Consider the following 12706-nt stretch of genomic DNA (forward strand, 5'->3'; position numbering starts at 1 on the left):
CATGGCACATATTCAAGAAACTGACTTTATCTGGCGCAATGGCGAACTGATCGACTGGCATGATGCTCAGACGCATCTGCTGACGCATGCGCTTCACTACGGCACCTCCGTGTTTGAGGGGCTGCGCGCCTATAACACGCCGCAAGGGCCAAAGATTTTCCGCCTGCGCGAGCATATTCGCCGCCTGTTTGACTCCGCCAAAGTCTATAACCTGCGCCTGCCTTACAGCCCTGATGATCTGGAGGAGGCGTGCCGCGTGGTGATGAGTTCGAACCGGCTGACCAATGCCTATATCAGGCCGATTGCGTTTTTTGGCTATGGCGGGATTGGCGTCAATCCGGGCGCAGATTGCCGGGTGGATGTGGCCGTGGCGGCTTTCCCCTGGGGGGCCTATCTGGGGGAAGAAGGGCTTAAGCGTGGGGTGGATTGCTGCGTTTCCAGTTGGAACCGCGCGGCCCCGAACACCATCCCGACGGGGGCGAAAGCGGGCGGGAATTATCTCTCCTCGTTGTTGATCACCCAAGAAGCCCGCGAGCGGGGCTTTGATGAAGGCATCGGTCTGGATGTCCATGGCCTGGTGTCGGAAGCGGCGGGTGCGAATATCTTCGTCATCAATGATGGTGTGATTTTCACGCCGCCCACTTCGGCCTCAATCTTGTCGGGTTTGACCCGTGATAGCGTGATTAAGCTGGCTAAAGCCGAAGGCTATGAGGTGCGCGAGCAGACCTTGTCGCGCGAAAGCCTCTATTTCGCCGATGAGATTTTCTTCACCGGGACTGCGGCGGAAATTACGCCCGTACGCTCGGTGGATCGCCACACTGTGGCCTGTGGGGGACGCGGGCCGATCACGGAAACACTACAGAAACGCTTCTTCGGTCTGTTCACAGGCGAGAGCGTGGACCAATGGGGATGGTTGCAGCCGGCATATCCGGCCGCCATGGAGGTTTTGCATGTCGCCTAAATCCTTATTTGAAAAAGTCTGGGACGCCCATCAGGTCGTCGGGGAAACCCCTGACGCCCCGGCGGTGTTGTATATCGACCTGCATCTGGTTCACGAAGTAACCTCGCCTCAGGCCTTTGCCGTTTTAAACGAGCGCGGACTGAAAGTGCGAAGGCCAGAGCGCACTTTGGCCACCATGGACCATTCTACGCCCACTTTAGATTTTGCCCCCGGCGAGACCCCGCCTTATGTCAATGAGGCGGCGCGTAAACAGGTCGAGACCTTGGAGGTCAATACCGCCGCACACGGGGTTCAGCTCTTGGGCTGGAACAGTGATAATCGCGGCGTCGTTCATGTGATCGGGCCGGAACTGGGCGCGACCCAGCCCGGTATGACCATTGTGTGCGGGGATAGCCATACGGCCACCCATGGGGCCTTCGGGGCGCTGGCCTTTGGCATTGGCACCACCGAGGTGAGCCATGTCCTGGCCACGCAATGTCTTTTACAACGTAAGCCCAAATCCATGCGCGTGACCTTGCGAGGGAGGGCCCCCGCCAATGTCTCGGCCAAGGATATGGTCCTGGCGGTAATTGCAAAACTGGGTGTGGATGGCGGGACCGGTTCGGTCATTGAATATGCCGGCGAGGCGATTGAAGCGCTCGATATGGAAGGGCGCATGACGGTCTGCAATATGTCGATTGAGGCCGGGGCGCGTGCTGGAATGATTGCCCCCGATGAGCTGACCTTCGCCTATCTTAAAGGGCGCGAACGCGCACCCCAAGGTGCAGCATGGGACGCGGCGGTGGCCCATTGGCGCACGCTTAAATCCGATGACGGGGCGCAGTTTGATAAAGAAGTGGTGATCGACGCCACAACTTTGAAACCTATGCTCACTTGGGGCACGGCGCCGGATACGGGGATTGCCGTGGATGCGGCGGTGCCTGCGGCGCGTCATGCTTCTGACACGAAGGCCGCGCAGTATATGGGCGTCACGCCAGGTGAGAGCTTGCAAGGTTTGAAGGTCAATCAGGTCTTTGTTGGCTCTTGTACCAATGGCCGCTTAAGTGATTTACGCGCCGCGGCAGAGGTCTTGCGCGGTCGTAAAGTCGCCGATGATGTGCGCATGCTGATCGTGCCGGGCTCTAAATCGGTGCGCGATGCGGCCGAGGCTGAAGGTCTGCATGATGTTTTCCAAGCCGCAGGCGCACAATGGCGCCAGCCCGGCTGTTCAATGTGTATCGCCATGAATGGCGATCGCGGCGAGCCGGGGGAGCTGATTGTCTCCACCTCCAACCGCAATTTCGAAGGCCGTCAGGGTCCGGGCGCACGCACGGTTCTGGCCAGTCCCGCCATGGCCGCCGCGGCCGCAGTCGCCGGGGCCATCATTGATCCACAAACCTTAAGCGAGGCCGCCCATGTCTGAGACCGCAACGGGCTTTAAATCCCTCTCCAGCCGCACCTATGTGATGGCGCAGGAGAATATCGACACCGATCAGATCATCCCGGCGCGCTTTTTGACCACGACCAGCCGTCAGGGCCTGGGCGCGGTGGTCTTCCACGACTGGCGCTATGAGAGTGCAGGCGCGGTGAAGGAGGATGAGCCGCTGAATAGCCTCGATGTCACCGCGCACCGCATCTTGGTGGCGGGGCGTAATTTCGGGTGTGGCTCCTCGCGCGAGCATGCACCCTGGGCGCTGGCTGATTTCGGCTTTCAGGCTGTGATCTCTAGCGAGATTGCCGACATTTTCCGTTCTAACGCGGCCAAAAACGGCATTTTGCCGATTGTTGCGCCCAAAGCGGCGCATGACTGGTTGCTGGCCCATGATGATGTAGAGGTCACGATTGATTTAGACGCTCAGCGTGTAGATCTGGGCAATGGGCCTAGTTTTGAGTTTGATATTGAACCCTTCGCCAAGCATTGCCTGATGGAAGGCGTAGACCCGCTTGGATTTTTAATGGCGCGCATGGATGACATCGCCCAATTTGAGGCCGCCCGATCATGACCTATACTATTGCCTTATTGCCCGGTGACGGCATCGGACCTGAGATTACGGCTGTCGCCGAAGCAGCGATGGCCCGCATTGCCCAGCATTTCAAATTTGATCTGGAGTTTGAAAGCCTCGCCTTTGGCGGTGCTTCCATTGATCGCTATGGCGAGCCTTTGACCCAGTTGACCTTGAAGGCGTGCCAGGGGGCCGATGCGGTATTTTTGGGCGCGGTCGGCGGACCGCAATGGGATAACGCCCCCAAACGCCCGGAGGCGGGCCTGTTGGCGCTGCGCGCCGCGCTGGGCGTTTATGCCAATCTGCGCCCGGTCAGTGTCCATGAAAAGCTGAGCCATAAATCGCCTTTGCGCGCGGAACTTGTCAGCGGCGTTGACATCATGATTGTGCGTGAACTCACGGGCGGGCTTTATTTTGGTAAGCGCGAGGTGGGGGAGGATTACGCCAGTGATACCTGCACCTATACCCGTAAAGAGGTGGAGCGCGTGGCCCGTGTGGCGTTTGATTTGGCCCGCCAACGCCGCGGTAAGCTGACCAGTGTTGATAAGGCCAATGTCCTCGATAGTAGCCGCCTATGGCGCAAAGTCGTCAGTGAAATGGGCGCGCGTGATTATCCTGATGTGGCGCTGGACCATATGTATATCGATGCGGCGGCCATGCATCTGCTGCGCCGGCCCTCGGACTTTGATGTCGTCGTGACCGAAAATATGTTCGGCGATATTTTAAGTGATGAGGCCTCGATGCTGGCGGGCTCAATCGGCCTGTTGGGCTCGTCTTCGCTGGGTGATCATAAGCCGGGCCTGTTTGAACCCATCCACGGCTCAGCCCCCGATATTGCCGGGCAAGATCTCGCCAATCCTTTGGGCGCGGTGGAAAGCGCGGCGCAATTGCTGGGCCTTGGCCTGGGTGAGCATGATGGGGCCCATGTGCTGCGCCGTGCGGTCGATCGCATGCATGCGTGTGAAGACTGGACCAAGGATCTGGGCGGGTCGCTCTCGTGCAGTGAAGCGGGCCGGATCATGTTAGAGCATATTGATGCGGCTTTTCGGGCCTTTGAAATCGAAGGCTATCGCAGGGGGTTTAGCCCCGAAGTCGCCGAAGCCTGATGTATAAAGGCCCTCGCATTGCGGGGGCCTTTGTGTTCAAAGGGCGAAATTATCCTTATCGGGGTGCCATCTTGAAAAGGCGCATTATGCCCTCCAGCATAAGCGCCACGATCAGGCTCAAGGCGACCAGCGGTAAGAAGAGGGCGAGCGCCAGGATCACGATGATCACTCCGGCGGCGAGGCGTTTATCGCGGGGCATTGGGGGCACACCCAGAGCCTTGGCGGGTTTGCGCTTCCACCACATCAGCGCCCCTGAGACGGAGAGCGCGATCACCCCCAAAGCCGCCAAAACGCCCAAGATTTGATTAGGCACACCGAACAGCGCGCCTTCATGAAACGCGATACCATAGGATATGGTTTGTTTGACCGGGTGGTAATCGGTAAAGGCAATCCGCATCACTTCATCGCCCGTGAAGCGGTCAAAATGGATCGTTACCCGATCGGGGCGGTATTGGGTCATGGATCGGACGGTCCACACGCCATTCTCACCGCGCGGGGGTTGAATTTCGACCGGCGCGGCCAGATTTTCCGCGTTAACCCGTGCAATCACCTGATCAAGGTTGAGCGCGGGGATCTGGCCGGAGGTTGGGGCGGAGGTGAGGCTGACCTCACCCTCATCATCGCTGCCGCGCTGCCACAGATTAAGACCGTCCTCTTTGGGGGCCATGTGGGCTTCGTGACCGTCATGGCCGTCATGCTCACCGGGTAGAGTTGGGGCTTGGGAGGTCAAGGTGACGAACCATTCTTGACCGGGACCATCCCAACCCATCAGCTTTTCAACGCGGTCATAGCCCGCACCCCAGACCTGGGTCCAGGGCAGACCGGAAAGCAAGAGGATTAAGATCATCGCCCCGATCCAGGCCCCCACAACGCCGTGAAGATGCTTTAACAGAGCGCGCGGGCGCAGATTCTTGAAACTGGGGGCAAAAAACCGGCTGGCTTTTTCACCCTGCTCACGGCGTGGCCACCACAGATACACCCCGGTGATGATCAAGACGATCATCCAGCTCGCCATCAGCTCCACAATGTAGGAACCGCGTTTACCTGCCATCAGATTGCCGTGAATGTCTTTGACGATCATCATCAGGCGTTCGGATTTGGCGATATCCTTTAAAATTATGCCTGTGTGAATATCGACCCAGAGTATACGCACGCCTTCATCCGTGGACAGTTCAATCTCCACCGTGCGGTCTTGATCATTTTGCGCCAGGGTGAGGCGCGTGAACCTCGCCTCAGGATGTGCAGCCAGCGCGCTGGCGAGCCAAGCCTCGGCGCTGGCCCCTTGTCCACTTGGCAAGGCCGCCTCAGCATTGATCCGGCCTTCTATCCAATGTTCATATTGGGGTTTGAACAGATAGATCGCGCCGGTGATCGCAAGGATAACCGCGAAGGGAACGACCATCAGTCCAGCGATGAAGTGCCAGCGCCAGATGCGATAATACAGGCTAGAACGGCTGAGGCTTGCCATGATTTAGAACCCTCCGCGCCAGCGTAATTCGGCCATTACGGTGCGCCCAGGATAGGGGTGATAGACGAAGGCCCGCTCATCATTGAGATTGTCGACACCCAGCGAGAGATCAAAGTTCTCGAAATGGCGCGTGGCTTTGACATCAATGATGGAGAAGTCGCTGACGCAGTAAAATGTCCCACATTTAGACGTGGCATTGTTTTCGATATTGCGCTCTGGCGTATCTTGATAGCGCCAGCCCGCGGCCAATAGCCAGGCCTCATTGGGGCTATAGCGTAGGGAGATATTCGCTCGTACTGAAGGTACGCGCGGCACGGTATTGCCTTCTAAGCTTGGATCAATGGCGTTTTTCGTTACTTCAGCCTCGATCAGGGAGAGATTGGCGTCCAGGCTGAGACCCTCGATCAAGAAATCTTCTGTACCCAGAACAAAGTCCACGCCCTGGGTTTCGATCTTGTCGATATTGGTGGTCAGGCTGGTGGCTAATTCCGGTACGGTTTGCGCGAAAAGACTATCGCTGACGTCTTGCTTAAACAGGCTCACCGTCAGGGCGGCGTGCTCAAAGCGGCGCGTTGCGCTCAGCTGATAATCCACCGCCTCTTCCGGTTTTAGATGGGGGTTGAAGGCCCCAAAATTCAGCTCGCCCACATTGGGCCCATAGGCGATGAGGGAGGCTTGATACAGCTCGCCCACTGTGGGAAAGCGGGTCGCCATGGCCACGCTGGCCGACAGGCTCCAAGCCTCATTCGGGGTAAAGCTCAGGGCCGCTTTGGGCGAAAGCGCATCCTCTTCCCGGCTGGCATAATCAACGCGGGTGGCCCCATTGAGGAGATAGCCGTCTTGCGCGCGCCAATGTTCCGCGCGTAGGCCCAAGGTTGCGGTCCAACTTGGCGTAAGGCTCACCGCGTCTTCGATGAAGACACCATAGAGCGCGGTCTTACCGCCTGAGGCATTGGCAAGGGTTTGGCCCGACCCGTCACGCCAATTAGGCGTATTATAGCGCGGTGTGTCAAAGTGATAGCCCGCATAGCTGGCCCCGAGGGCGATATCATGGCGCCCAAAAGTGCGCTGGGCGATAACATCCAGATGCGTCCAGGCGGTAGCATCACCGATCTCGACTTGGCCCTTTATGGGTGCCAGGCCAGTGCGATAGTCAAAAGTGTCGGATTGGCGTTCCGCGTTATCGAGGACATCAAATCGGCTCGCGGCAATATCCAAATTCCAGCCTGAGATCTCACCCCTCAAACCCACACCGATCAATAATTCGAGATCTTTGGCGCTTGATTGGCGCACACCACTCAGGCCAATCAGTGAAGGCTGGCCCTGGCCATCACGCAAAAAGCTTTTCGGATTATCCGCGCGCTCTTCATCTTTTAACAGTGCCAGCAAGGCGCGAACCCGCCAGGTGGGGGTCAGATCATACTGGGCGCGCAGGCGCAGCTGATCTTCTTCGGATTTGACGACCGAATCTTCTCCCCCGATGGTCAGGAAACCCAGCTCATCATCGCGGATGGCGCGGTCAAAATAGTCTGGGGCTACGATGTTCTGATCAATCAGGGCTTGGCGTTGAGACCCATTTACAAGCGTGCGCCATTGCTGGGGCTGGCCTTCATTTTCAAAATGGCGATAACTTAAAGAGATAAAACCGCGATCGCCCAGGCGGTAATCGAGGCCGCCATCAATGGACCATCCGGTCAAGGTCTCGTCTGTGGCATAGTAATCATACGCGCCCTGGAAGGCTTGAAGGCTCAAGCGGGCTTGGTTCTCTTCAACTTCGCGCAGGCTCATCAACAAAGCCCCGCCCATGGCATGGCCGGAATACCGCGCAGAGCTTGGGCCATACATGATCTCAACCCGGTCGATATCACCGGGGGCCAGAACGCCCCATTTCGGCGCGGTATTAAAGCTCGCGCCTAAGAAATTGGAGATGGTGAAGCCATCAATACTGACCAGGGCGCGCGGCGTCTGGGTGGTATGCATGGAGCGGAACGACAAAGTGGCATTATTGTCGCCGATATAACGTTTGCGCACGATCAGATTGGGTGCGTATTTGAAGCTGTCTTCAACATTGAAGGCATTGACGGCGGCGATTTGGGCATCCGTGACACCGACGCCAAAGCCGGGGGTGGAAAGGCTTTCAAGGCCGGAGGCGTCACCGCGCGCGCCGTGCACCAAAATGGTCTCAACGGGGTCGCTCGTGGTCGTGTCGCTAGTCGAAGTAAGACCGCCCGCAAGGCTGGCGGCGATCAAAAAAGTAGAGCTCAACATGAGTGTGCATTCCGCATAGATCAGGGGCGATCAGCCTCTGAAAGATCTGACAAAGGGTGATGAAATGTCAGGCGGTTTGCGGCGGGGCGCGGGCTGCAAAAGGCGCGCGCGGCGGGGAGGTGAAGGGCGGCGCACGGGTCAGATCAACGCGTTGAACCAGATTAAAGCTGATCGGCGTATCAAAACTGTCCCAGCTGGGCGCAAGAACAACAGTATTCAGGGCGAAGGGGCAGTGCACCAACGCGCCGTCATCATCGTGTGACCCGTGCCCGCTTTCAGGGTCTTCAATGGGAGTATAGCTGCCCTCTTCAGGGTCAAAGCGCAGATATTGCGGATCTTCATTCAGGCCCGAACAGATCCGCACAATCATGGAACCGTCAGAGCCGGCATCCAGCATATAGCCATAGGGCATCACAGCTTTGATCATCACGGCGATCAAAGCGATCAGCATCATCCCTTTGGTAAGGACGGCGCGTGTGTGGTTCAGCCCCAGCATGGGTGTGGACTTAGTGGAATTTAGCGCGCACGCCTAGAGGCTTTGTCACGAAGTGCGGGCAAGAGCTTCACAGCTTTGTCAAAGACACAGTGAATTGGTTTACTCTCCTTTTACGCAAACCCCATTAGGACTTATTCACCGTGGTTTTATGGGTGGGCGTGATGAATATTTTTGCGAAAAGTCTCCAGGCGCGAAATAGTGCTGCCGCGGCCTTAATGGTGGTCGCCGCGATTGGGGCGGTCAGTGCGGTCGCACTCACCATGATCCGCTCGGCGGCTCATGATAACGCGATCGAGCAAGCCCAAAGTGTCGGCCTTGCCAGTGCCTTACGGGTCCAGGATCAGCTGGATGGGGCGATGGATATTACCCGCGCCAACGCCACGGCCTTTGGTGCCTTGGTCGAGCAAGGCCTGGTTGAGCGCAATACCATTGACCAAACTTTGCGCGCCAGCCTGGCGCAGAACCAAAATATTTTGGCGGTCTCCACAGCGTGGGAGCCTAATGGCTTTGATGGCCGCGATGGGGACTATCGCAACACGCCGGGCCATGACGCCAGCGGGCGTTTTATCCCCTATTGGTATCGCGATAATGGCCAGCTGCACCGTGAACCCTTGGTAGGTTATGATGATCGCAGCGAAGGTCAGTGGTATTTCTTACCTTTAGAAAGTGGCCAGGAACAAATCCTGGAACCTTATGTCTATCCCGTGGGCGGGGTCGATGTCTTGATGACGACAACGTCGGTGCCCATCCGTGTCAATAATCGCATTGTCGGTGTTGCGACGGCGGATATGGCCCTGGATGCGGTTCAAACCCAGTTGAGCGCGATTAAGCCGATGGATGTGGGTTCGATCTCGCTTCTGAGTGCGCAAGGGGCCGTTGTCGCCAGCCCAAACGCCCAGGCGCTGGGGCAATCGGCGAGCGCGGCGGGCTATAGCGCAGAGGTGCTGGGCGTGGCGCGTTCTGGCCAGACGCGCGCATTTACCGGCGTTGAGGGCCTCGCGGGGGAAAAAGTCCTTCGCGTTGCCGTTCCCGTGAATATTGGGCGCACGGATACGCGCTGGGTGGTGATTGCCGATATTCCTGAAAGTGCGGCCTTTGCGCAGGCCGATGCCATCACCGGTAATGTCATGATTGTTGCCGTGATTGTTGCTTTACTGGCGGCGGGGGTGACTTGGATCTTCTCTGGATTGATGACCAAGCCGGTGATTGCGTTGACCGGGGTGATGAACCGCCTGGCGCAAGATGATCTGGATGTGGAGGTGCCCTACACCCGCCATAGCGATGAGATCGGTCAGATGGCCAAGGCCACGGAGGTCTTTCTCGAGAATGCCCGCGCGCGTCGCCGTCAGGCGCAGGAGAAGAAGCAAGCCGATGCCGAAGCCATGGCCCGCGAAGAACGGCGCAAAGCCATGAATGCGCTGGCCGATGAGTTTGAAAGCACGATTATCAATGTGGCCGAAGCTGTAATGACGGCGTCTGGCGGCTTGATGAGCCATTCTGATCGTTTGGCCGCTATCTCCTCTCAGGGTCAAGAAACGACCAATGCCGCTTCGCGCGCCAGCGATGACGCCAATGAAGCGGTGCAGGCGGTGGCCTCGGCCGCTGAAGAAATGTCGGCGGCCATTGCCGAGATGACCCGTCAGATCACCCATGCCTCCATGGTGGCGAGCGGCGGTGTGCAATTGGCGCAGCAAGCCGATACACGGATTAAAGGTCTTGCTGAAGCGGCGGATCAAATTGGCGCGGTTTTGCGCTTGATCAATGACATTGCGGAACAGACCAACCTGCTGGCGCTGAACGCCACGATTGAGGCTGCGCGCGCCGGGGAAGCCGGTAAGGGCTTTGCGGTCGTGGCCAGTGAAGTGAAAGCGCTTGCGACCCAAACCGCCAAGGCTACGGAGCAGATCTCCGCGCAGATTAACAGTATTCAAAGCGAAACTGATGCAGCCGTGGATGCGATTTCTGGCGTTCGTGAGAAGATCAATGAGATCAATGAGGCGGCGAATATCATCGCAGCCTCCGCTGAGGAGCAAAGTGCGGCCACCAAAGAAATTTCAACCAGTGCGGCAAACGCGGCGCGTGGTACACAAGTGGTCAATACGCAAGTCAGTACGGTGGCCCAGGCTGTACGCGATACAGAAACCACCGCCGATGCGGTGCTAAAGGCTTCACAAGCCTTAAGTTCTCAGTCCTCGCAGCTCAATACCGCGGTGCGTGGATTTATTGAGCGCGTCAGAACAGCCTAAGGCTACTTTTGATCTGCAAAAACTATATTGTCAGGATGGCGCAATATGCGCCATCCTGATTAACTTTATTTGAAACTGGTCATTCGCCCATGCCGATGATAAGACGTTAGGACATTTTTAACGTTTGGCCTTGGGGGGCTTCATCATGGCACGGGTTTTGGGGTTTGCGGCTTTGGCGGCAAGCGTGTCTCTGTCTGCATTTGCATCATCGGTGGCTTTGGGCTCGGATTTGGATTATCTGGGATTGATGCCAGAAGCGACCGCTATCGAGCGCCCCTTTGATCCGACGCCTGGACGTGTGGAGATTTCCTCTCAATCGCTCTCTGCTCTTTCTTCCAATAGCTGTATGGCCGCTTTGCTGGGCCAGGATGCGCAGTGTTCTGACAGTGATCGCAAAGTTCTGGGCGGCCTTGTTTTATTGATGGCCAGCGCCTTGGTTGTTGAAGCCTCGCAAGATGAGGCCAGCGCCGGTTATACTGACAGCGTGCGTTTGGCCGCTGAAAGCTATCAAAGGATTGCTGCGAACCCTCCTGCAGCGCGCGGTGCAGGGATTGGGATCCAAGCGGTTAATATCAGCCAGGAATGCGCTGATGGTGCGGGCGCAGATTCAACGCAATGTGGTACCGGCGCGGATGCTGCTGGGGATAATTCTATCGCGATCGGCACCGGATCTTATGCCAATGAGCTGGACGCGACGAGTGTTGGGTACGAATCCACCGCCAATGGTGAAGAAACCAGTGCCTTTGGCGCTGGGGCCACGGCCAATGAAGATTACGCAACCGCAATAGGGGCTTATGCCAGCGCCGCGGGGGAAGATGCCACCGCAGTGGGCAATAGCGCTGAAGCTGCGGCCAATGGCTCAACCGCAATTGGGGACAATGCCTATGCCGAAGAGACCGTGTCAACGGCGCTCGGCTATCAAGCCCATGCCAATGGCCTGGGGGCCAATGCCTTTGGCTTTAACTCCCGTGCTTACGGGGATTATTCGACGGCTGTCGGGTCGTTTGCTGCGGCCTTGGACAACAATGCAACCGCGCTGGGTGATAGCGCTGAGGCCAGCGGCGAGGATTCAACCGCTCTTGGGGCCGATGCCATTGCCTCTGCTGAAGGCGCAACAGCGGTGGGTGAAGATTCTTTGGCTGAAGGTATAGAATCGATCGCCATCGGCGAAAATTCCTGGGCCAGCGGTGAAAACGCAATCGTTCTGGGTGCCGATTATGACAATGATGGAACGGGCGCACGGGCCAGCGGCCTGGCGGCTGTGGCCTTGGGTGCAGACGCGCAGGCCTCGGGTGCCAATGGTCTGGCCTTAGGGCGCAATGCCTCAGCCAATTTCGACAATGCGGTGGCCTTGGGCTTTGGTGCTATTGCTAGCCGGGCTGATCAGATTGTGATTGGCTCTTCCAGCCACACAATTACCTTGGCGGGTCTTAACTCAGCGGCCAGCACAGCCGCCCAAGGCAGTGTCACGGGGTTTGTCACCACCGATGAACAAGGCAATCTGGCCTCAGATGGGGGTGCGGCCTTACAAGATATCGCCAACAATAAGACCGCGATTTCAACCAATACCGCAAACATTGCCAATAATACTTCTAACATTTCCGGTAATACGAACCAGATTGGGATCAATACCGCCGATATTGCCTTGTTAAAAGCCGGGGTGAAGGGTGATGGGCAGCGTCTGGTGAATGTCGAGCAGACGGTGAATGATCACGAGACCCGCATTACGAAGAATGAGACGAATATCGCCACGAATACCACGAATATCACCCATAATCGCCAAGCGATCGCCCAGACCCAAAACCGCGTCAGCGTCAATGAGGTTAATATCGCCAGCAACCGCTCAGCCATTACCAATCTGGAGCAGGAATTTTCTGGTTTAAAGATCACAGTCGATCAATTGGCCCTGCAATCGCAATATAATCGCGGCCAGATTGAGCAGAATATGGACGGTATTGCGATTGCGAATGCGCTGGCGGGTACGTCCTGGCTGCAATCGGATGAGAGTTTCGCCCTGACAGCAAACTGGGGCTTCTTTGATGGCTCAAACGCCTTTGCGGTATCGGGTACGGCGCGGGTTTCAAACCGGGTCTCGGCCAATGTCGGCTTGGGTCTGGGCAGTGAAACCGGCAAGGTCGGTGCCCGTGCGGGCCTACGCTATGGCTGGTAGGCCAATTTT

The 12706-nt window shown here is 57.4% G+C and carries 9 protein-coding genes; 6 read left to right on the plus strand and 3 right to left on the minus strand.

The genetic code is table 11. The features are described 5' to 3' along the window. Position 1 precedes the first annotated feature (1 nt). The 4 genes from H151_RS0106270 to leuB are packed head-to-tail and all read left to right on the plus strand — an operon-like array spanning position 2 to position 4049. Positions 2-961, plus strand: coding sequence for a branched-chain amino acid transaminase (locus tag H151_RS0106270; protein ID WP_019960794.1), 960 nt, complete (start codon positions 2-4; stop codon positions 959-961). Next, the gene (leuC, locus tag H151_RS0106275; RefSeq protein WP_019960795.1) at positions 951-2363 is read left to right on the plus strand and encodes a 3-isopropylmalate dehydratase large subunit; all 1413 of its coding nucleotides are present in this window, start codon (positions 951-953) and stop codon (positions 2361-2363) included. Before H151_RS0106270 ends, leuC begins: the two co-directional genes overlap by 11 nt. After that, complete coding sequence (gene leuD / locus H151_RS0106280) at positions 2356-2943, plus strand: 3-isopropylmalate dehydratase small subunit (protein WP_019960796.1); 588 nt, start codon at positions 2356-2358, stop codon at positions 2941-2943. Before leuC ends, leuD begins: the two co-directional genes overlap by 8 nt. Next, on the plus strand, positions 2940-4049 hold the full coding sequence (gene leuB / locus H151_RS0106285) for a 3-isopropylmalate dehydrogenase (protein WP_019960797.1): 1110 nt from the start codon (positions 2940-2942) through the stop codon (positions 4047-4049). Before leuD ends, leuB begins: the two co-directional genes overlap by 4 nt. A gap of 55 nt (positions 4050-4104) precedes the next feature. On the opposite strand, the gene H151_RS16945 is transcribed toward leuB, so the two are convergent. From H151_RS16945 to H151_RS0106300, 3 genes are all read right to left on the minus strand, one after another. After that, on the minus strand, positions 4105-5517 hold the full coding sequence (locus tag H151_RS16945) for a PepSY-associated TM helix domain-containing protein (protein ID WP_019960798.1): 1413 nt from the start codon (positions 5515-5517) through the stop codon (positions 4105-4107). Positions 5518-5520: 3 nt separating this feature from the next. Next, complete coding sequence (locus H151_RS0106295; protein WP_019960799.1) at positions 5521-7785, minus strand: TonB-dependent receptor; 2265 nt, start codon at positions 7783-7785, stop codon at positions 5521-5523. Between the two features lie 67 nt (positions 7786-7852). Next, entirely contained in the window at positions 7853-8281 is a 429-nt protein-coding gene (locus tag H151_RS0106300) for a DUF2946 family protein (protein WP_019960800.1), read from the minus strand. Positions 8282-8442: 161 nt separating this feature from the next. On the opposite strand from H151_RS0106300, the gene H151_RS15680 reads away from it, so the two are divergent. Further along, on the plus strand, positions 8443-10527 hold the full coding sequence (locus H151_RS15680) for a methyl-accepting chemotaxis protein (RefSeq protein ID WP_156823403.1): 2085 nt from the start codon (positions 8443-8445) through the stop codon (positions 10525-10527). Positions 10528-10672: 145 nt separating this feature from the next. Continuing rightward, positions 10673-12697 carry a YadA-like family protein gene (locus tag H151_RS0106310; RefSeq protein ID WP_026353864.1) on the plus strand — a complete coding sequence of 675 codons (2025 nt, stop codon included), beginning with the start codon at positions 10673-10675 and terminating at the stop codon, positions 12695-12697. Positions 12698-12706: the final 9 nt, after the last annotated feature.

The organism is Woodsholea maritima DSM 17123 (assembly GCF_000382325.1).
GTDB classification, from domain to species: Bacteria; Pseudomonadota; Alphaproteobacteria; order Caulobacterales; family Maricaulaceae; genus Woodsholea; species Woodsholea maritima.